Origin of the sequence: Arthrobacter sp. NPDC092385, assembly GCF_044755105.1 — a bacterium.
Lineage (GTDB): Bacteria > Actinomycetota > Actinomycetes > Actinomycetales > Micrococcaceae > Arthrobacter_D.
In genome coordinates this window covers 3,634-24,626 of the sequence record NZ_JBIVQL010000020.1, presented here as the reverse complement: position 1 = coordinate 24,626, position 20,993 = coordinate 3,634, and the positions used below count along the sequence as shown (strand labels likewise).

Annotated in this window: 19 protein-coding genes; 6 read left to right on the top strand and 13 right to left on the bottom strand. The window is 62.4% G+C overall.

All coding sequences use genetic code 11. The features are described 5' to 3' along the window. Positions 1 to 17: 17 nt before the first annotated feature. Positions 18 to 374 carry a hypothetical protein gene (locus ACIQCY_RS17035; protein WP_400485046.1) on the bottom strand — a complete coding sequence of 119 codons (357 nt, stop codon included), beginning with the start codon at positions 372 to 374 and terminating at the stop codon, positions 18 to 20. A gap of 391 nt (positions 375 to 765) precedes the next feature. On the opposite strand from ACIQCY_RS17035, the gene ACIQCY_RS17030 reads away from it, so the two are divergent. From ACIQCY_RS17030 to ACIQCY_RS17020, 3 genes are read left to right on the top strand one after another with little or no spacing between them, the layout of a single operon-like run. Next, positions 766 to 1,173, top strand: coding sequence for a MobC family plasmid mobilization relaxosome protein (locus ACIQCY_RS17030; RefSeq protein ID WP_400485045.1), 408 nt, complete (start codon positions 766 to 768; stop codon positions 1,171 to 1,173). Positions 1,174 to 1,199: 26 nt separating this feature from the next. Further along, a complete protein-coding gene (locus ACIQCY_RS17025; protein ID WP_400485044.1) occupies positions 1,200 to 2,870 on the top strand; it encodes a relaxase/mobilization nuclease domain-containing protein in 1,671 nt (556 codons plus the stop codon). Between the two features lie 9 nt (positions 2,871 to 2,879). Further along, positions 2,880 to 3,830, top strand: coding sequence for a hypothetical protein (locus ACIQCY_RS17020; RefSeq protein ID WP_400485043.1), 951 nt, complete (start codon positions 2,880 to 2,882; stop codon positions 3,828 to 3,830). An 82-nt stretch (positions 3,831 to 3,912) separates the two neighbouring features. Here the strand turns inward: ACIQCY_RS17020 and ACIQCY_RS17015 are convergent, their stop codons facing one another. The 12 genes from ACIQCY_RS17015 to ACIQCY_RS16960 all read right to left on the bottom strand — a co-directional run bounded on the left by ACIQCY_RS17015 (position 3,913) and on the right by ACIQCY_RS16960 (position 17,180). Then, positions 3,913 to 4,899, bottom strand: coding sequence for a hypothetical protein (locus ACIQCY_RS17015; protein WP_400485042.1), 987 nt, complete (start codon positions 4,897 to 4,899; stop codon positions 3,913 to 3,915). 2 nt (positions 4,900 to 4,901) lie between these two features. Beyond that, positions 4,902 to 5,801, bottom strand: coding sequence for a DUF4913 domain-containing protein (locus ACIQCY_RS17010; RefSeq protein WP_400485041.1), 900 nt, complete (start codon positions 5,799 to 5,801; stop codon positions 4,902 to 4,904). Next, the gene (locus ACIQCY_RS17005; RefSeq protein ID WP_400485040.1) at positions 5,798 to 7,738 is read right to left on the bottom strand and encodes a type IV secretory system conjugative DNA transfer family protein; all 1,941 of its coding nucleotides are present in this window, start codon (positions 7,736 to 7,738) and stop codon (positions 5,798 to 5,800) included. The genes ACIQCY_RS17010 and ACIQCY_RS17005 overlap by 4 nt, the downstream gene beginning before the upstream one ends. Beyond that, positions 7,725 to 9,236, bottom strand: a complete 1,512-nt coding sequence (locus ACIQCY_RS17000; RefSeq protein WP_400485039.1) for an ATP/GTP-binding protein — start codon at positions 9,234 to 9,236, stop codon at positions 7,725 to 7,727. Before ACIQCY_RS17000 ends, ACIQCY_RS17005 begins: the two co-directional genes overlap by 14 nt. Before the next feature lie 152 nt (positions 9,237 to 9,388). Continuing rightward, a complete protein-coding gene (locus tag ACIQCY_RS16995; protein WP_400485038.1) occupies positions 9,389 to 10,894 on the bottom strand; it encodes an SCO6880 family protein in 1,506 nt (501 codons plus the stop codon). A 3-nt stretch (positions 10,895 to 10,897) separates the two neighbouring features. Further along, positions 10,898 to 12,280 (bottom strand): hypothetical protein, encoded by a 1,383-nt coding sequence (locus ACIQCY_RS16990; protein WP_400485037.1) that lies wholly within the window; start codon positions 12,278 to 12,280, stop codon positions 10,898 to 10,900. Position 12,281: 1 nt separating this feature from the next. Beyond that, positions 12,282 to 12,998: a hypothetical protein gene (locus tag ACIQCY_RS16985; protein ID WP_400485036.1), complete on the bottom strand. Its 717-nt coding sequence runs from the start codon at positions 12,996 to 12,998 to the stop codon at positions 12,282 to 12,284. After that, on the bottom strand, positions 12,995 to 13,303 hold the full coding sequence (locus tag ACIQCY_RS16980; protein WP_400485035.1) for a hypothetical protein: 309 nt from the start codon (positions 13,301 to 13,303) through the stop codon (positions 12,995 to 12,997). The genes ACIQCY_RS16985 and ACIQCY_RS16980 overlap by 4 nt, the downstream gene beginning before the upstream one ends. Before the next feature lie 10 nt (positions 13,304 to 13,313). Further along, positions 13,314 to 13,862: a DUF6668 family protein gene (locus ACIQCY_RS16975; protein ID WP_400485053.1), complete on the bottom strand. Its 549-nt coding sequence runs from the start codon at positions 13,860 to 13,862 to the stop codon at positions 13,314 to 13,316. A gap of 85 nt (positions 13,863 to 13,947) precedes the next feature. Then, on the bottom strand, positions 13,948 to 15,441 hold the full coding sequence (locus ACIQCY_RS16970; protein WP_400485034.1) for a MinD/ParA family protein: 1,494 nt from the start codon (positions 15,439 to 15,441) through the stop codon (positions 13,948 to 13,950). A 78-nt stretch (positions 15,442 to 15,519) separates the two neighbouring features. Next, positions 15,520 to 15,990 carry a hypothetical protein gene (locus tag ACIQCY_RS16965; RefSeq protein WP_400485033.1) on the bottom strand — a complete coding sequence of 157 codons (471 nt, stop codon included), beginning with the start codon at positions 15,988 to 15,990 and terminating at the stop codon, positions 15,520 to 15,522. A gap of 101 nt (positions 15,991 to 16,091) precedes the next feature. Then, positions 16,092 to 17,180: a M23 family metallopeptidase gene (locus tag ACIQCY_RS16960; RefSeq protein WP_400485032.1), complete on the bottom strand. Its 1,089-nt coding sequence runs from the start codon at positions 17,178 to 17,180 to the stop codon at positions 16,092 to 16,094. Between the two features lie 570 nt (positions 17,181 to 17,750). Here ACIQCY_RS16960 and ACIQCY_RS16955 point away from each other — a divergent pair. The 3 genes from ACIQCY_RS16955 (at position 17,751) to ACIQCY_RS16945 (ending at position 20,415) form a co-directional block, all read left to right on the top strand. Next, the gene (locus ACIQCY_RS16955) at positions 17,751 to 18,077 is read left to right on the top strand and encodes an ArsR/SmtB family transcription factor (RefSeq protein WP_400485031.1); all 327 of its coding nucleotides are present in this window, start codon (positions 17,751 to 17,753) and stop codon (positions 18,075 to 18,077) included. A 56-nt stretch (positions 18,078 to 18,133) separates the two neighbouring features. Next, positions 18,134 to 18,361: a hypothetical protein gene (locus tag ACIQCY_RS16950; protein WP_400485030.1), complete on the top strand. Its 228-nt coding sequence runs from the start codon at positions 18,134 to 18,136 to the stop codon at positions 18,359 to 18,361. A gap of 692 nt (positions 18,362 to 19,053) precedes the next feature. After that, positions 19,054 to 20,415: a winged helix-turn-helix domain-containing protein gene (locus ACIQCY_RS16945; RefSeq protein ID WP_400485029.1), complete on the top strand. Its 1,362-nt coding sequence runs from the start codon at positions 19,054 to 19,056 to the stop codon at positions 20,413 to 20,415. The last annotated feature ends 578 nt before the right edge of the window (positions 20,416 to 20,993 follow it).

Genomic DNA, 20,993 nt, shown 5'->3' with positions numbered 1-20,993 from the left:
GTTAACGACAGGGTGTTCTAGTTGCTGAGGGGGTCTGCCGGTTCTGGGGAGCTGCCTGCTGGTTCGGGTGTCGTAGTCCGCCGTGCGCGCCGCTTGGCGGCTGCCCCGTTGTCGAGGCCGAGCTTCTTCAGTTCGTCCTCGCTCCATCCGTCTTTAGTCGCACGCACGTACGCCTTCTTGTCCTCACGTTCGGCTTCTGCGAGCTGGGTTTGCAAATCGGTCACACGCTGTCGTGCTTTCACGAGTTCACGTACAGAAGCAACGCGAGAATTGAGGAGCTGACGTGCCTGGTTCTCGATGTCTTCCACATTGATGGTCATGTGCTGAACTTTAACGGCTCTGCCTGACAGCCGGTAGTCCAGCTCTTGCTTCATCACCGTTCCTTGCGGCACGCCTTTGACCACTTGGACGCGAAGTGAATTGGCAAGGTGGAGAGGTCGGACCGTGGAATACCGCAGCGAAGCGAGGATATGCCGCGAAAGCCGTCCTCGAAGCCTTGCCAAGAGAAGGGCGGACAGTACGATGACCAGCCGAAACGGAACGGCGCAGCCGGTCAAAAACATGACAGGCGCGGAGCGCCCTTAGCTCCGCCAACACCCCGAGCCCTCCGGAACCGCTCGAAGGAGCAGGCGGAGTCCCAGACGGAGCAAGCTATACATTTAGACGGGTCTAAATGGCTTCCAACCCTCGACGCGTAGCGTCTCCTGCGGCACACTGGAGTGTGGGTCCCCAAAGTTTTGGGGTCGCTGCGCTGGCTTTCTAGAGATGGGGGTGTGTCCGGTGGTTGAGCAGGTAAGGGCTTCCCGTCTCGGTAAGGAACGGCGTGAGAATGTTGCCGGCGGCCGGCCGACGAGAGTCGATGTGAAGGTCACTGCGCAGGAGAAAGCGGCGCTGATCGTGAAGGCGGCCGAGCAGCACGTGTCTGTTCCACGTTTGCTGGTCGAGTCCGCTCTTTCCGAAGGAGGGGAGACGCCGGCGGACCGGAGGAACCTCGCGGTCGAACTGCTCGGCATCCGCACCCTGCTTGGATCGGTGTCGAACAACATCAACCAGATCGCCCGGCACGCAAATGCGACCGGGGATTTTCCCGATGACGCGGAGTCCGCGGTGGCCGCCGCGCGCCGCCTGATGCTGCGCATCGATGAGGCGGTTGTTCAGGTGACTCGTCCGTGATCCCGAATATCACGAAGGGTTCGAGGATGTTCGGACTGGTCCAGTACCTAGCCGGCCCGGGAAGGTCGAACGAGCACACCGATATTCACTTGGTGGCCGCATCGGACTCGGTTGTCAGTGTCAGTCCTGGTACTGTGCTTGACGCCGAGAACTCACGGATGCTCGGGCACGAGCTGGACATCCCGAAAGCCGTCTTCGGTGCGGACAATGACAAGCCGTATGTGTTCCACATGTCCGTCAGCCTCCGCGCTGACGAGGGAGTGCAGGACGACGAGTTGTGGTCCAAGATCGCCCACGATTTTATGGAAGAGATGGGATTCAGCGGGTCGGATGGAAAACCACCGTGCCGGTGGGTTGCCATCCGTCATGGGCTGAGCAAGGCTGGCAACGATCATATGCATTTGGCTGTCAGCATGATCCGCGAGGACGGCACCCGCTGGTCCACCCACAACGACCAGCCGCGTGCTCAGAGAACCGCCCGGGCACTGGAATTGAAGTACGGGCTGGCTCGCATCGATGGTGTGCGGGCGGAACGTGGCTTCCACCCGAAGGAACGCGAAATAGCCCGCGCCCAAGGGCTACCCGAACTGCCGCGCGAGACATTGCAACGGAAGGTCCGGGCGACGGCTGTCGCCTCGGAGTCCGAAGCGGAATTCGTGCGTCGGCTACGAGGCACAGGAGTCCTCGTCAGGCCACGGTTCGCCAAAGACAGTACGAAGGCTGTCGAGGGTTTCAGTGTCGCGGTGAAACCCACCGTTGCAGGAGCATCTCCCATCTGGTTCGGTGGCGGTCGCCTCGCACGCGATCTGACCCTGCCGAAGCTTCGCTTGGACTGGAACGACACCCCGGAACAGGCCGACGTGGCCACCGCCGAATGGCAGGCCGCGCACCGCGGTAAACGTGTCGTCGCCGCTGGCCGAGAGACGCAAACACCAACCGTTGAGCAGTGGAAGACGTACACCAGCGAAGTCGGGCACCTGTACGAGCGGCTACGCACCGTGTCCTCCGATGACCCGGCCCTGTGGGCGCAGGTCGCCCGCGAAACATCCGGCGCATTTGCGGCGTGGAGTGTACGCACCGAGGCGACACCGGGACCGCTAGCGGACGCATCCAAGGTTCTGGCGAGAACAGCACAGCTGACCAGGTTTCCGGCGCGCGCCGAGAAAGCTCCTCTGCCGTCAGCTAAGGGTGCAGGCATGCTGATGATGCAGGCCCAGGTCGGACCATCCACGCGGGCAGGAGAAGCAATTCTGCTGCGGCAACTGCGCAACACCATGCACGCTATGCACGGCATGTACAAAGCCTCCGGGCAGCTGCACGAGGCCGAACGCATTCGCGCCGTAGCGCAGGATCGACTCGGGTCCGTCAAGACCGCCTTGGAGCGCGCAGCACCGATTCACAGTGCGCGGGTGGCACCCGGTGTCGCCGCGATGGCTGTTGCGGAGCGCCCGGTGGCAGCGCCCCGGTGGGTGCAAGCTGCAACCGAGAAGCCACTACTTGAAAAGGTAGAGAGCGTGCCTCCCCTGTTGTCGGAGGAGCAGCGGAAGCTTGAGGAAATTAAACGACTGGCGGCTGTCAGCCGGCCGCCGACGCGTGAAGGCCAGCCAATATCGAAGACCGAGCCACAACCACCGTCAGCGGCGTCTGGTACTGGTAAGGACCAGCACACAAACAAGGCACACCACCGCGACCGCTAAAGCGCACGCATGGACATCACGGCACAACATCTAAGGGGACAGATGCCATCCGAGTACGACGTCAGGCAAGCACGCAGCGAGGGACGCGCGGAAGGTGTGCGGGCAGAGCTGCAACGCCTGCGGGCATTCACTGGCATCGATGGTCTGGCAGCACCGGACCATAGCCTTCCAGAACACGAGGCCTATCCCATGTATGAGCAGAGTCTTTTAGAGCGAATGGAGCGTGAACAACAACGGGGAGGGTGGCGGCAGGAGGGGTTGCCGGAAGCGGAAGCGCGCGCCGCCGAGGCAGACGCCGACTATGAGGACGCGCTCAGGAATCATCAGGAGGACCGTCAGAGTGCCGGGATCTTCGGCAAGATTTCCAGCTTGATCACTCAACCCTTTCTTCCGGAGAAACGGATGGCCCAGGAAGCACGCGCGTACGCGGACGAGCTGAGAGCAGAGGTGATCGACCTCGAGCAGAAGTTGGATGTCCTGCGGACCGAGCATGAGGCGGTCGGCCAGTGGCTGGATCACATGTACGCGACAACAGCGGAGGCTGGGGAGAAGCGACTGGCAGATCAGGAGGCCGCCCAGCGGGATATTTCCAACCGCAACTTTCAGGTGTTTGAGATGCACGACTATCTGGAGCAGGACAACCGCCGCAAGCTGCGTTGGGAAGGCGCTCCCGAGGTCCCTGGTGGCGCAGATTTCGGATACCACTGGCGCAGAGACGGTGACGACACCGGAGAACGCAAGCGCAACCAGGGCACGTGGCACGCTGTATGGATTAGTGAGAATCAGGAAGCGGCGATCTTTCGTCGTTCGCCAGGACTTCCCGACATAGTGATCCTGCTCGGTGATCACATTAGGAGCATGGACGAGGCGATGGACTTCTTCGTTCCTCTCGAAAGCCGGCAATCGGAACGCAACAGCATCGCGTTGCTCATGGACGCGTACACGGAGAAGTATTTGTAGACCTGTACTGACGGTCGGTACAGAGAAGCCCCGAACACCATCAGGTGTCCGGGGCTTCTCTAGCGGTACAGACTGAATGGTTCTAGCGTCCGCCCTTGCTGACAGCGCGCGTGCTGACCAGAGCCGGCGCTTTCCGTGCCGCCGGAGCATTGGGGCCACCACCCTTGACCGCGGCCTGCGGGTGAGTGCCCTGGCTGATGTCCGCCAACATCCGGGCATCGATGGCAGTGGCATCGGCCTTCCCGTGCAGAGACAACGCGAACTCCGAACGACGCTCGGCGCTGTCCCATTCATGCCCGGCCCGACTCTCCTCGTTCTGCGCTTCTAGGGCAAGGGATGCAGCATCATCAGGAACGGTCACACGGTTACCTGCAGCGTTCATCAGCTCATCCGACCGGCCTGCCGCTGCGTCACCGTCAATGCGGGCGGCAAGGGCCCCTGCATCCTCGCGATATCCGGCAGCACGCAACTCATCACTGTCGTTCTGGAGGCCGTTCGCGCGGTCCATGGTGCGTTGGTCCATCGTGGTGCCCGCGAGAGCATCAGGGCGGCCAAGGTAGGACGCTACAAGAGCGTTATTCATCCGTTCTCGATCCCGCGCTGACTGCGACCGGATCATGTCGTGGTTGTACGCGCCGTACATCGTCGGTGCATCCGTGGACGCCCACTGCTTGGCCTGCAGCAACTCGGTGAGCTGCTGCCCGGACCTCGTATCGCCCGGGCGAATGCCCTGCGCACCCAAGCGGTCCTCGATGTATCGGGACGTGTTTTCAATGTCGGGGTCCTGATCCCGCCATACCAAAGCGGTTTCGTACGCCGCTCCGATTTGCTCAGGAGACGCCGAATTCCACCACCGATCCTCGAGAACAGGGGACAGAGCTACGCGCGCTGCGGCTTGTTCCGCTGCGTAACGGGCCGCGGCATCCGCGCCGGCCTTTTCGCTCACCGCCCGCTGTTCCATCAGCGACTGCTGTCGCGCGCGAGCGATACGCTCGGCCAGTTGCGCGGCAATCGTCAATGCCTGGCGAAGACCGTCATCGAAGATTTCATTCACACCGTCAGATTCCATGATTACTCTCCTTCGTTGGGTGATGCCTGGCTTGAATCGGTTTCTTCACGCACGTCCGGGAACAGTTCCACTGGCGGTGCCACGATCGGGAATGGTTTCAGTGCTTCAGCGTCGTGGCCACGGTCGAGGGTGCAGCCATCGAACGGACCCTTGGTGTCCGTCAGAACCGCCATGTGGTGGTCGAGGTGGTCCTTCATGAACACCGACATACCCGTCTTCCCGTCGAGCCGTAAGTGCTCCCAGGCTCGCCAGAGCGCCTCGAGGCGAATCACCGCCTCGGCATGCATCCACCAGCTCGGGCACCAGGTCGAGTTGCTGCCGTTGGCTGAGAGCACACGGCGATACACCGGAATTAGGAACTCCTGCACCCACTGGGCGACGGAGCCGTACACCAGCTCCGGTTCCTCCGCCGGCCCATCCGATTCCTTCTCTGCTGCCGGCTCGGCGTCGTCCTCGCTCAGGAAACTCGCGAATCGATCCGAATCGTCCGCAGGAGCGGACTCGACTGCATCGACGTACCGATCCTGAATCCACAACTCGACTTCATCGAGGAACCACAAAGGGGTCTTGCCGTCGATGGTTGACGGCTGGGGTGCCTCGCCGGCCGATACCAACGCCTTGAACCCGATGGGTGAAAGCTTGCGCACTCGCTCGGATACCAGGGCGGAGACCTCTGTGGCTGTCAGTGCGAACTGGAACGGCACGCCTGGAGTCGTGATCGGCTCTGTGCGCGCTTCTGTGCCCGTTTGTGTGTCCGGGGTTGCTGGCATGCCTGTGACAGCGTCGACCAGTACCTCTGGGGTTGGCTCTTGATCCCAAGCATCGGGATGGTCGGGCCCGCCTTCCCCTTCAGCCCACGAGATGGTGATGGGTTCGTTCTCGTTGTTATCCGGCTCGGTCATTTCTCGGCCGCCTTGATCCATCGAGAGGCTGCTGCAGGGGCAGCTGCCGTTGTGTCAGACGTATCAGCGGCAGGGCCAACGGCCACAGCCGGCGCATTGGGGGGACGGGTCGAGCTGTCACTGGTTGCCGGTCCCTGGACTGCTTTGTATGCCGCGACGAGAGGGTTCTCGGCCGCGTCCTTCCTACCAACAATGGTTGCTGCATTGTCGGCACTGGCGGGTGATGGGTCGTACAGGTTTAGGGACAGCCACACGGCGTCAGCGTGCGCGGTGCTTTGCCAGGTCAGCGTGCGCGCCAGTGTGGCCGGCGCACCGGAACGCTTGACGATGACCCTGCCACGAGGCAGGGACGACAGGTCGGCCACGGTCATGATGGCCTCCTTGCCGCCATCAGGGTTGATTGAGCGCGAGTTCCCGGTCTTGGAGGAGCTCTGCGACACGGTGTCGTACGTGTAGTCACCGATCAGTGAGGAGAACGAGCGCAGGAATCCTTCCTCATCGATGCCGGAGCCGACGACCTTGACCGACGCTGCGGACCAGATCTTTTTCATCGACTTCTCGCCCCACAGTTCCTCACCTTGCGAGTAGGACTGCAGGAACGCGATCGGGATCAGGCCCTTGGACCCGTAGTGGCTGTACTTGTCCGGCAGGTCCTTCCAGGGGCAGACGTTCGCGATCTCATCGAGGGGCATGATCAGCGGGACCGGCATGCGTCGGCCCGGGCAGGTCATGGCGTAGTTCTCGGCCGCCTCAGCGACCGCGATCGTCAGCGCCGTCGTCAGGGCGGCCGCGGAGCCGCCGCCTTCCTTTGACAGCACGTAGAGGGTGTCTCGTGCGTCTCGCACGAACTGCTGCGGGCTGAACTGGGGGCGGGTATCCGCTGCGGAGATGGGGTTGACCCATTGCAGGGTCCCGACAAACTTCAGGGTCTGCACCATGGATTTGGCGGTACCGACCACCCCGTCGCGTTGGGCCGGCTCGTAGTTGAACTGCGCTTCCAAGCCGGCGGCGTACGCGGTGTACTTTCCGCCGTTCGTCTCGCGCAGCAGCCGGGATGGCTCGGACGGCTTGCCCTGATTGATCCAGTCGTAGACGATGCTGATTGGCTTGTCTCCCACTGCGGCAGCGAGGAACAACGCGGTCAGCATGTCCTTGCCCTCGTTGTCGAAGTACGCGTCTCCTTTCACACCTGGTCCGCGACCGGCGACCATGAACGTCTCCGCGAGCTTCAACGCCTTCTCGTCGTCCGTGACGTAGGACAACGGGTTCCACCACCATGACGCCGGGTCTCCGCTGATGTTCTGGGGATCGAAAGCCCAGACCTTGCCTTTCAAGGAACGGGCGAGACGGGTCGCGTCGATCACGTCCGGTTTGTTCGAGGTCGTGACCACCGCTCCCGGTGCGTCCAGAACGCTGGGGATCACCTGCGTAGAGGACTTACCCTGTCGAGGCCCCCAAATCTGCATGACCACTGACTCGAAGTCAGCGAACAAACGTTGCTTGCCCGCCAACGCGACACCGAGGAACACACCGATGCTCCCCGTGACGCCAAAGCGCTTCGCGGCGCTCGTGGCCGTCCGCTCAGTAAGGTCCGAAATGTCCTTGCCACGTCCCATCAGCGATGCCTTGTGATCCACGCGTGAACGGCCCTTCCGGCCCTTCACAACGCCCACCAGAATCAGGACAGCCACCAGCAGGATCAAAGCAGCTACAGACGCGCTGATGACCGTTGATGCACTGGACCAGGCGATACCACCACCGATCAGTCCGAAGGGTGCCGCGAACGGGTTGGCCGGCAGTTCCTGCCCGTCCTTGGTGATCAGAGACCCGCCGTAGATACCGGCGTCGAGAACACCGATCGCGAGGACGACGAGCCCGATGGCAACGAAGCCGAGGACCTGCCCGGGGGTGAGGGCGTTGGGTTTACGCTGCTTCATCGCGAGTCTCCTCGTTCTGGCCATCATTGGCGCCATCGCCGTTAACGTCCTCGTCGGTGATGCCGAGCTGCTCCTCGATTTCCTCAGGAGTGAGGCCTTCTTTGCGCAACCGATCCCATCGTTTGTTGGTGTCGGCCACCCTGTCCTCGATTGAGGTCAACCGGGTTTCCACGGGGATGCCCGGGCCCTGACCCAGTTTGATTAGGAACTTCCCACGACCGAAAGGCGCTTGCTCGCCGCCTCGAGAGGTTGTGTTCTTCACATCCGACCACGAGATGATGCGTTGGCGTTCGGCGCGCGTCATGTTGCGCAGGTCCTGCACGGCCGCCATCTCGGAGCGGTTTAGGCCGCCCATGACGATCATTGCGCACCGTTCAGCGAAGCCCTGTGCCTTCTTCCGGTCCGCCGCGTCCGCAACGGCATCGAAGTCTTTCAGGGTGTGAGAAATCATCATCTGCCCCACCCCTTGATGCCGGTTCAGGCGTGTCAGTGAGTCCGCCCGATCGACAATGCCCCGGCCGATGCGCAGCGCCCGCCACAGCTCATCCAAAACGATGTTGTAGTTGCGCCGTGGTTCCAGGCCGGCATCCGCGAGAACCTGTGACACCTTCACCGCGGCGAAGCCTGTTGACCACGAAGCGAGCATCGCAGCCGCCTGTTGCTCAGGCAGGGTGTCATCGATGGCCGAAAGGTCAAAGACGGAGGAGCGGTTGATGTCGAGGCGGGCCGTGGTGTGTTTGGAGAACATCCCCCCGATCGTGCTCCCGTCAGCAATGCCGTTCAGGGACTTCCGCAGTGAGTCAGTGGAGTCCGCGTACCGGCCGTCATCGCCGCGGTCGAGCACCGCGTTCCGGATAGCTTCCGGGCGGTCCGCGATCACCTGCGAGAGGTCCTTGACCAGCGGCACACCGTCGAACTTGTCGAAGAGGATCCGCAGCGCCTTATCCAGGACGATGGTCTCTTCCTCGGTGATCGTGGTTCCCCGCCCGACCGTCAGCAAAGCGGTCAACAAAGACTTGCGGTGGTAATGCGCCTCTGCCAGAACCTCTTTGCGCAGGTCACCGGTGAGCCGCTCCGCTGCCCGTGTAGCGATCCCCGAATCGAGTGGGTTCAGGTAGCCGCGGTCGTTCCCAAGACGGATAACCTGCCCGCCCATCATCCGGGTCCGCAACACGTGCTCGCCCTTCACATCCCCCAGCGTCATAGACAAGACGCCGAAAGCGTCGAGGCCGATCACGATCTTCCCGACGAGAGTTGATTTGCCCAACGACGGGTTGGACATGAAGTACACGCTCGGGTTGGGGATCAGGCCGCGCTGGTACGCGGTGAAGTGGTCGAGGCCGACAATGTTGCCTGTCAGCAAGTTCGATCCCAGCGGAACGCCCGCCAGCGGTGAGCCCGCACCAGAGGAAAAGGGGAACAGGCCGCAGATCTGCCGGGACGATCCTCGGTACTCAGCGGGCAGATCAATGTAGGAGGCGTGCCCGCCTCCGGCCATCGAGTAACCACGCTTACTGGGCGCGACGTAAGCTCGACGGCCAGCTTTCCGCAACCGTGTTGGATCAACGGCTGTTGACCCGGCAGTACGGACATCGAGGGCAGGTATCCTATCCGACGATCCTGACCTGGTGAACAGGCTGGGAAGTTTCATTAGATGGCCTCTCGAACGCGGGCGGGAACGGCAACGTAGTCGGGAAGGACCAAGCCCAACGGAAGGCCAGCGGTGAAAGCGACGTCCTGCGACCCGTAGGCGGGACGCACGGTCAGCTGCGCGGTACCGGCCAGATCCTCAATCTCGTACGACGCCGCGCGGGCGTCGATAGACCGCATCACGGTGGCCGTGATGACGATGCCGAAGTTGATCAGGGATGCATCCTTCGCCACTTCCTGCGCCGTCTGGACTGCTGATGCTAGTTCCGCTGCCGCCCGGAAGCTCGGGCGCTTGGTTGAACCGGACCTCACCGACGCGGCATTCACGTCCCGCTCTGCAACGTCCATCGCTGTACCTGCCGGGATAGGCCGGTACAGCATCGTGACGCGCTTACGGTCAACATCCGCACTCGGGGTCAGCAGGTGCTCGAAAACGTTGGAGAACACCACACCGCGAGGTGCCACCGACATCACCCACGACTTGGAGAAGCCCGACGCGTGCCGGTACCACTCCCAACCGGCCTCAGCGGCGACTGGGCCCACGTTGTCCCACGACACCTGCGGAGTCACGCCCTGGCTGCGAGCCGCATCAAAGTGTTCCGCGAGGACCGGATCGTACGCGCTCATCACAACCTCGCAGAGAGTCTGCGCATCAACAGGGTGAGCATCGCCGGCCCCGCACACCTCGAGGTGTTCGGTGAACTTACCCAAACGGGTTCCAAGGTCAAGCCCGATGTCTTCGATCTTGCGGTTACGGTCCGACCCGGGACGCCACGTCGTGAACGTCAGAGCGATGTACGCCCGTGTCACCGCGGACTGCTGAGGGAAGGTCTCCTTAACCTCTTCCATCATCTGCCGCGCGGCAGGCGATGCTGACTCTGACATATTCGCGTCAATCTCGTGCCGCAACCGCACCCCGTAATCAGGAGCCGTTTCGACTGTGACGGACGCGGCCACGATGTCCGAGGTTTTAGACAGACCCGACAACCAGGCACCCCAGTTCGCTACATAGTCATCGATGTTCTCTCGATCGTTGAGGGCGAGGCCGGTTGGTTCGACCTCAATGACGACACTCACGTGGTTCGCGGTCGGCATGTGGAGCAAAGCAAAGGGACGCCGAAAGCTATCTTCGAATTCGTGGAGCTCCGACGTAGCCAGCAGGCCAGGAAGCCGGCACTTACCGTCCGGAACGTGTCCGACCGGACCCGACCGGTAAATGTTCCGGCGTGCCCGGGAAGCCTTCTTAAACAGGCGGCGTGCAAGCAGGCGCTGACCAGCGGACCGGCCGTGCTTGTCACGGATGGTCAGGAACATGAACGCGCCGCCCATTACCGCCAACGCCACAGCGCCGCCGATCGGGCCGATGAGGCGAAAAAGGATGATCGTGACCAGCAGGCCACCGATCAACAGGGCCGTCTCCAGGGCGCCGAGCTTTCCGATACCGCCCGTGCGAGGCTTCCGCCAGTTTCCGTATGTCGGCTCCGAATACATCGTTGGCTCACTCATGACCTACCCCTTACTTCCTGACGGACCCTCGCCCGTCGATGATTCAGCCGCGCCCTTGGCAGCATCTGAGCCCTTCTTCGCGACCGTCGCGGCCGCCGCTGCAGCAATCCCGACCGGACCCGCCGCCGCTGCAGCACCACTACCGGCTGCGGCAGTACCGCCCGCGGCAGTACCACTCGCAGCTGCACCGCCGGTGGTAGCACCCGCTCCCCCCGCGGTTGACGCGGCCTGAGCGCCACTGCCTCCCCCGCTACCGGATGCGGTAGTGCTCTTCGGCTGCGCGGATCCGCCGCCACCAGAGGACGTCGAGCTGGTATCCGACGAACCTCCGGGACCCTTCTGCGACTGGGTAGAAGAGTTAGAGGTGTTGGACGAGTTCTGGGACGTCTGTGATGAGGTGTTCGAGGACTTGTGTCCGCCGGAACGGCTCCCACTAGACGCCATTCCCTTACTGATCGCTCCGGACGCCAACGACCCGGCCATAGCGCCCATCGCGGCACCACTGCCGCCGCCACCAGCAACGGCTCCAACCATCGGTGTTACAAAACGCATCAGCGCCGGCAACGCGATGACGGATACGAACATCAGGCCCAGCCCTGTCACGATCTTCACGCCGCCCGTGCCGTCATCATCCACGCCGAGCGCGTTAGAGCCGGTGAGCTTGAACGCCGTCGCATAAATTAGCGCCGCCGCAGGCTTGTACAAGATGAACGCGATGATCCAGCCCACACACCGCTGGAACCACTGCCGGCCCATCTCCGTGTTCGTGAAAGCCGCAGCAGTCGGGAAAATGCCCGCCAGGACAACGAGGAGACCCGAGCGGAAGACCATGAGCACCATCTGGGCGAACGAGACACCGATAGCGATGAAGCCCATCACAATGATGAGAATCACGCCTATCTGCTCGTTCAGGCTGATCATCGCCAGTAGGTTCTCGCCAAAGCCCGTCCCCGACGTAGCGTTATCGATCAACCACTTCGCCAGCTCGTCCGAGGCCGTAATCAAGAGCTGAATCGCTGTCACCCCAGCCGCGGACACGAGGATGAAGCGAACCAAGCCCATAGCGACCTGCCGCATGGGCTCGCCGCGCTGCTCCCAAATCATCCGGCCGGCACCTACCAGAACCGCCAAAACGGCCAAGCTCATAGTCCAAAACCAAAGCCCGCTCTGCAGAAACTCAACCTCAGCCGACGCAGCCCCATTGGACGCAAGCAACGGAGGCGTATCCACCTGCACCCAGAACGTGCTCAACCAGGCGACCATTTTCCCGAACGCCTCGGCAGTGCCATCAGCAGCCTGCTGCAATGCACTCCCGGTGAAATCTTGGACCGCGTTTCCGATGCAGTTCTTCGGGTGGAAAATGTCGCATGGCTCTTCGCCTTCCATGTCAGACACCTGCCCAGGGAATCAGCGAGGAGAGGTCGGAAACCTGCTGCCCCGCTGCTGGTGGCAGTACTGCTTTCCAGTCACCGTCCTCCCAGATCATGGTGGTTGTGAAGGTGAAGTAGGTCTGATCAGGAAATTTCACCCCGAGTGTGACCACTGCGTTGTCCTCTGAGTAGGAGATGTACTGAAATCCCGCTACCTGGAGGTCAGTAACCTGTTCAGGCGCTGCAGAAGAGAGCCGAGAATCGCGTTCAGGACCGGCTGCAGCTAGGTATTGGTATGTGTCAGCCTGGCGACCGTTAGCACCCGTTACTAGCACATTTGCTGCTGCATAGAGGGCTCCGGTTGGGTTGTGAGCGAAGCAGGTTCGGACTCCCTCGGAGTTCACTTCACCGGGTCCGAAGCTTTCAGGCTCGGCAGGGGCAGCCGTCTTGCCCACGAGCTCCCACTGTGACTCAAGGTCCGGTCCGGGGATGGTCTGATCGCCCTCTGGGAGACCGCATACGCTGTCTCCAGCGTCGCCACCGTCAGCTGTACGGGTCGGTGAGGAGGCAGCAGCTGTAGGCGCGCTCGATGAAGGAGTAGCGCCTACCGGTGGTAGCAACGCGTACACCAAGGCCAGGATGGCGATGATCACGACCACGGCCGCCGATGCGAGGAACCAGGGGCGGGTGAAGGGGTTCTCCCCCTGAGGTGCGCTGTCCTTTCCTTCGCTCATGCTGAACCGCCCGAGGCGGTCACGATGGCTCCGACGAGGCCTGAGGCGACAGCGGCGAGGATGCACCCGCCCAGAACCCAGATCAGGCCTGAGGCGGCATTACCGCCGCGTCCCTGGTTGTGATCGACGGCCATCTTGCCAGCGACGAGGAGAACGCCGGCAACCGCGAGGCCGAAAACGATCCATGACACCCATCCCAGGATGGTCAGAAGCCCCTGAGACCCCGGAGGGGCAGTCGGGGTGGGGTTCGGGACGACGGCAACGATCGCGCCTGCGGTGAGGTGGATGCTGGTGAGAACAGACATGTTGTGTTCCTTACTGTGTTGGGGTTTGCGCTGCGGTGTGCAGCTGGATGTCGGACAGGACAGCACGGACCCTTTGAGGGAGGTCCGCGACGTCGGGAGTGAGACCTCGACGCCATTCTTCGACCCATGGCATGTGCCAGGTATGAGGAACTGCACCAGAGACGATGGTGGTCAACCGTGAGAGGTCTTTTGGGAGTTTCGTGGGGGCATCGGCTGTGATGACCAGGCCCGCCAGTGCCAGCGGCAGGTCACCGGTAGACCACTCAATTGCAGCGGCCTGAGCGGAGCGCAGCCCCTTCGCGTTGGAGCGGCACACGAGTAGCACCCGGTCCGCCCCGGCGGTCACTGCCGACTCGTTCCGCACCGGCCATGCGTGTGAGGCAGGCACCGAACCGTGAAGCAATGAGCTGATGGTGGACTCCCCTGCTCCACCGTGTGTCCCAAGGACCCACAGCGCGGCCGGCGCGCCGTCGACGTTCAACCGATCCAGGACGTCCGACCCTGAGCGAAGACGGACGCCTTTCTGCGGGCGGGTGGGCCCGTGAGGTTCCCGTGTCATGACTGTGGGTACGACGTCGGTAGGCTCTACCGAGCCGCTCACGGCTTGAATCCACCGCGATTCTTGACTGGTGGCCATCATCGACTCACAGCCCCCTCGCGACGGCAGCTGCCGCTCGGACCCAGGCGCGCTGTGTAGCCGGTTGCAGCGCGCCGAATCGTAGTTCTCTCTTGGTAAGAGCCCGATCGAACGGAACGGTTACAACCTCCCGCACATAGGGGCGGAACTTGTCGGCCATTTCCTGCGCCAATATCGCTTCCTTCGGTAGCCTCTCCGACACGATGACGACGGAATCCTTAGCGAGAGCCGCTGACCGCTCGTCCCTCAGGTCCAAACCCTTCAGTGTCAGCAAGGCCCCTTCCACGCGGTCTTCCTCTGTCGTGGTGGCAACCACGACCTGCTCCGCGTGATCGATGGTCCGAGTCCAATCAGGTGTGCGGTGGTTGTTGCCGGAGTCCATGAGGATCAGTCGGTAGTACTTGGCAGCAACCCTGTGCAGGAGGTTTACTTCTTCGGCAGTTACGACATGCGTGCCCTGAATGTCCTGATCGGAGCGCAGCACGTCGTACTTGTCCATGCTCTGGTGGTGCACAAACGCGTTGATATCCGCGGACTGTGCGGTGGGCGACAGGAGCGCCTCAGCGTTTGCTATGACGTCCAGAGCGCTGCGCACGTGGTCGCCTTCCTGTGTGCGCCACGCCAATGACCCGGTGGAGGGGTTGTTGTCCCAGGCGAGGACGCTCGCGCCCTGCCGCCCGAACGCAGCGGCCAGCATGGCGACGGTCGGGGTCTTATTCGCGCCGCCCTTCTGGTTGACGACGGCCACCGTGCGGGTGCCCGCGAAATGCTTGGACACCTGGCGGATGTCCTCCCGCTCGTTCAGCTCGAAATCGGAAGGAGCCAACGAGAAACCGAAGCTATTGAACAGGCCGCGGAACCCCTGTGTGGCGGGCTCTGCAGTGATGTTCGTCGACAGGAAGCTTCCCGCTTCCCGAAGCGCACGACGACTGGTCGGAGCTGGTTCTTCAACAGCGCTTTCCCTTTCGAGCACCTGTGATTCCGGCCGTGTCATCACAGCGTCGGTGGGGGCAGGATCACCAATGCTCACCTCCTCGGCCGGCACCAAATCTAACGAGGGCTCAGGGGTCTGCGGTGCATCAAAAACAGGCACTGCCAGAGACGTAGGTGAAGATACAGCAGAGGGTGCGTCACCCACGCCATGAGGTTCTACCGAACGCGAAGGACCCTCGACGCTACTAGTCACGAGTTCCGCTTCGGCTGGTGCTGGGACTGTTGCTCGGGCGGTCACGACCTCCGATGATTCAAGCTCCACTTCTCCCTTGGGCGAGACGATGAGCACTTCGAGGCCTTCGCCGTCATGCGTGGTGACTCGGATGGGTCGGCCGGCCAGCTGCGCCTGGTCTTGGGCCATGCTGATGAGCAGGCGGCGAACATCGTCCGGCGTGGACCCTGACACCAGTTCTTCGTTCGTGCCGATCATGAAGACTCCGGTGTTGTCCTCATTCACGCGGGCGCTGATGGGTGGAAACGCCCGGATCAGTTTCTTGTCGATGGTCATCTCAGTTCTCTTTTCTACGGTCGCTGTTGGCTGGGCGGAGAGCGTCTTGATGGGGAGGCCCGGTGTCGTTTGTGTGAATCAGGTGTCCTTGGGTGCAATGGCGGTGACGAGCCATGGATCCTCCTGCCCAATGCGGTGCAGCTGCACGATCCAGGGGCCGGCGTCTGTGGCGAATTCCGCTGTGACTGTCAGTGGGTTGCCTTGCTCTCTGACCAGCGTCGGCTCGGACTCCACGGATGAAACCCTGATCCGTGCTGGGTCGATGTATTGGGCGTCGACCGCGTAATCCTCAGCAAGGTAAGGGAACAGGTCCGTGTACCACTCACGTTCTGGCATGTCAGGTCGGGCGAAGAGTCCCATCACCGTGGTAGCGATACCCTCGACTTCCTCGTCTGTCTCCGGGGCCCAACTCACATCAGGGATGCCCTCGTAGAACTCGTCATGGCCGTGGCCATCGTCGGCGTGATGCGTCTCCTCAGCCGATGCCGTGGGCTTTGGCGCGGTGGATGCCTGCGTGGTGTCTTCGGTGCTCGCTGTTGGTGCGAACACGGCACACCCGGCAAGTAACACCGCGGTCAGTCCCAAACCGGCAGCCCCGGGAACGCGTGCCGTTCGAGTGTGGAAGCTTGTGCGTTTGGCTCGGCTAATCATCAGAGGACTACTCCCTTGCTACGGAGGATCGGTTCGGGATCGACGGTCGGATTGGTCGGGATGGAAGGCTCGTTCGGGGTGCCGGTAAAAAACTCCAGGTGCAGGTGCGTGCCAGACACGTTGCCGGTGCCACCCTCGTTGGCCAGCACCGTGCCAGCGGCCACCGTGTCTCCGACCTTGACCTTCAATGTCCCCGCGGCCAGGTGGTAGTAGCCAAGAGTGAGCTTCCCGTCGAGGGTCGCGCCGTTCACACGAGTGCCGAACTGACCGTCGTTCTCGCGGGCAATGGTGATCTTCATATCCGTGGCCGCGACAACAGCGCCGCCCACAGACGCAGTGGTGGTGGACAGGTCGAGTCCATAGTGGAAGTCAGCGAGAGCGCCGCCTGCAGTCCCAGCCGGCGCTTGTCGGGGCCCGTAGCCGCTGGTAACGGTCGACCCTGGCAGCGGGTTGACCCATTCACCGGCCAATTCCCCGATGACAACGTTGCTCCCCGTGGGACATGAGCCGTTCGGGTCGACGCCGGCAATGTCACCGCCGGCGAGAGCCTCAACTACTTCCGTCGCGGCTGCGCGGAACTGCGTGTAATGGGTTGGGTTGTCATTGCGCTGCACCCGGTGAATAGCGATGCTCGGTTCGAGGTCCTCCCACCCCTTGACGTCCTGCAGTGCCTTGAAGAAGTTGGTAGCGCTGACACGCGGATTCATCCGGTCTTCCAGTGAGCCCCACACACCGTTGTCGCGCTGCTGGAACAGTCCACGGGAATCAGGGCCCGCCGCGTCGCCGTAGGTTTTCACCTCAAGGGTGGACTCACCGATCGCCGTTTGTACGCCGATGATCTGAGCGGCCACCGGGAGGTCCAGGTCAGTTGCGGCACCCATGACTTCCGCTGCATTTTGTAGCTGCACGCCTTTGAAGCCAGCAACTTCTCCCGCAGCCTCTACGTCCGGACTCAAACCAGGTGCCTCACACGGACCGGCCGCAGTAGCAGGAGTGTCACCCAGGAACACAACAAAACCCAGCACAAGCACGAGCGGCATCACGAAAATACCGATGATCAGTGCAACGATCCCGGCCCCCTTGTTCACAGGACAGCACCCCGCTCGGTCACTCCACGCGCTCCCCTCATCGTTGTTTTGGCCTGCTGGCACGCAGTGCTCTGACGGACCGATTGAGAGGTACTGTCCACCGGGTTCACCGGGGCGTGGAGGAAACAAGTTTGGGCGGGGGTTTCCTGCGCAGCAGGCCGGGCAAAGTTTTTCCGGAGAGACCCGGCGCATAGCGCCCGGTTGACAGTGACTCGCGGTCCGTCATGATCCGAAGGGCAGCAGACCGAAACAGTGCTTTCACTGCCCGAGCGGAGCGAGGCCATTCTGGGTGCGGGCATACCCGCACTGGCGGCTGTATGAATGCGCCACCTGTGCTTTGAGCCTTGCGAGACCTGCGTCATTGTTGCCTTTCCTTGGGACCCCAGCGGACCCAGTGCCCCCAACTGGCACCATCCACCTGTACCACGCGGTGACGACCATCAGTGCCCTTGCTTGCAGGCGAACTGTTGGTACGGTCTAGACTGACTAAATAAGTACGTCAGTTACCAACACTATCCGAATAAATCGGACAGTAGAAGCAGGTGAAGGTGCGTAGGCCAAAATGGGAGGATGCCCCGCTATGTACAACCCGCCAGTTCCACCGATCCCGAAGCGGTATCGGTGATCGATGTGCTTGGCCTGAACCCGCTACGCGCCGGCATCCTGCGATACCTCGCCCAGAACCCCGACGGAGGCACCAGTGGCGACATCGGGCGCGCGCTCGACGCCGGGTACAAAACGGTTCACTGGCACCTTCGACGCCTCGAACAGGGCGGCTTGGTGGACTCGGACGGTGTCAACGCAGACCGGCAAGGACAACGAGTGATCTACAAGCTGAACCATCGAGGGCTCGACACAGCCGTTGATGAAGCCGCGAAGTACCTGAAAGGGAAATAGCGGCGACACGCCGACAGCATCCCACTTAAAAGATGCCTAAAAATTAGGTTGAAGCCATGAGTCCTTCTGAGCCAAAGAAGCGCGGTCGTCCCAGCAAAGGGGACCGCCAGCTTTTTACCGTTCGCGTCAACACGGAGGACGCCAGGAAGCTAGTGAGGCTTGCGAAAGAGCGAAAAGTACCAGTCAACTCGCTGGTTGCTGAGAACATCCACGAGTTTCTCAAGCAAGTCGACGAACTCACTCCCTCAGACCAGGAGGCCTTGCCCATGCAGCGGGCCAGTTAAAAGAAGAAGGCCCGCCTAGGCGGACCTTCTTATCAAGTTTTCGAGCTTCACACCGTCTCGTCCGGCCAAGGTGAATCGGTGAGAAGCTCCCCAGTCACTGCTTTCGCTGTGCCTGTTGCTACTGCGTTACTACTACGACAAGGATTCTACTACACGTGCTGGAAGCTCCTCCAGTCGTTTCGCGCGCGCCGCGCCGCAACGATTCCGCACACCACGCAAATGCTGCGTGGTCTCTGGCTCCCCTAATTGCTGGGCAACCCGTGTACAGGCTCGGCCGACGTATCAACGGCTCTGTCCGGTATCAGCGCTCTGCTACGCCGCATCACATCACCGCGAGTCTTCCGTCAGCGCCGGCGGCCGTGATGATTCACGACGTCGACGGGTCCGTGCGGACCCTATGCCTTGACCTTGATACGTCCCGGACTGCCCGGCGGGCCGCGGTCGACGCTGACGCCGCCCGCCTCGGTCAGTTGCTCCACACTGCAGGTCTCGCCTTCGTGGAAGACCGATCCCCAAGCGGCGGCCGACACCTATACGTCCCTTTGCAGGAACCCCTCACTGCGGCCGAAGCACGCCAAATCGTAGAAGCGCTGCAACTGCACGCACCAAGCCTTGACCCGACACCACACCAGAACGTGACCGACGGCTGTATTCGCGTCCCAGGGTCCGCTCACAAGCTCGGCGGGCACCAAATGCTCATCACTCCTCTCACCGAGGCATACGGCATCCTTCAGCGCCGTAACCCCGTCACGGCGCTGATCGCGCTCAGGCAAGCCCTCGCACCCGAGTTGCACCGCCTCGAGCAGGACAAGCGCCGCCAGCAACGCACCGCGGCCGACGCGATCGCCACCCTACGCGCATCCGACGCTACCGGGCGCAGCACCAGCCCCAAGAGGGCAGGAGAACGCTCTGCGCTGCGTTCCGTGGCCATCACCGGCGTCTACGACACCAGCACCTACCCCAGCGACTCCGAGGCCCGTATGGCGGTTCTCAACCACTTCGCAGGCTGCGGCTGGACCGTCGACCAAGTCCGCGCCGGCATGGCCGACAAGCTTGCCGGCCTCACAGCGCTCTACGGAGACACGCACCGAGTCAGCCGCCTGCTGCCCGTGGAGTGGGCCAAAGCCCACTCCCGCATCACAGCCAAAACCCCTGCAGAACGCACACGCAGAAGGTATGCACCTATCTGCAACACAAGCCCAACAAAACTCACGCCCCCCTCCCCCCACAGACCTTCAACACCAAGCGGGCCAACGATCCACCAGCTCGTGAACGATCTGGAAGTCATCACCTACGCCATTCTCGATTCCCACTTCGACCAGCTAGGTCGTATCGGGATCTCGTTAAAACTCCTCATGCGTGCCGTCCTCGGATTCATGAGGACCAACGAAACCAACATCCTCGACGTCGGCTGCCGCTCCCTCGCCGTCGCAGTGGGCAAAGACCACGTCACCGTCGCTCGACTCCTCGCAACACTCGAACGCGAATCACGCGGCATCGTGACCCGCATCGACCGGGGCCGCGGACGGAACGCCGACACCTACGCCATCGACCTCCCCGCCGACCTCGAGCAGCACGCACGCGTCCTGCCCTGGCGGAAAGGCAGGATCTACGGCATCCGACCAGTGTTCCGTGCCCTCGGAGACGTTGCAGCCCTCGCCTACGAAGGCATCGAACGCGCACGCCACTCCCCCACCACCATCGAGCTCTCCCGCGCCACAGGAATCAGCCGCAACACCCTCAGCGACCATCTGACCACGATGGAAAACCTCGGCATGATCCGCCGGCACCACGGCGCCTGGCAGATCATCTCCACCACCAACCTCCGCCAGCTCGCAGAGCGCCTCGGAGCCACAGCCGACTACGGCGCCCAAATCAGCCGCTACCGCAAGGAACGCGCCGCGTGGCACGCCTGGCTCGACCGTCACCACGTCCCGCAGCTCACCGAACACGAGCTGTACGACCCCGACGTCGACGAGTACTGGCTCCCGCCAGCCGACGACGACCACGAGCACCACCTAGCCCTGTGGAACGCCAGCAGAACAGCAGCCTAATCAGTCAACGACCGCACGGCCCCGAGCGCCCTCCTGCCCACTTGGGCACGGCCCAAGCCCTCCCCGCTACGCTGCTTGGCCCGCACACACGTGGACAGCAGAAACCAGCCTGACCGCCTGCACACACCCACCACGTCACCGACGCGGAGAACTCGCCCCGAACGAGCGGTGGCCGTGCACAGCCTCGATCTGGCGGGAGGGGACATTACTACTATTAGTAGCATTAGGGATGAAAACAGTCGGCGTTCGACGTGAATGGGGGGCATGGATCACCGACTGCCGCGATCAACCGAACAAGGTGTCTACCGGCGATGGCTCTGAGTCGCGACTACCGGCCCCGACGGTTCTCAGCGGAAAGTTCACGGCGCGTGCATTGATCGGGTCTCACCCACGCCTCACGAGCTCGGGAGAATTCCACCCACTGCGCGTACACCGCGGACGGTGTCCACGACATCGCGAAGCCCTTAGCGGTCTGCCGGCCGCCCCCCCCCCGAGTACTCGAGCTCCACCCAGATCGGGAGAGCCTTCGCCGGCTCAGTCACGACGTCGTCGGGTTCCTCGAGTTGCAGCGGAGCAAC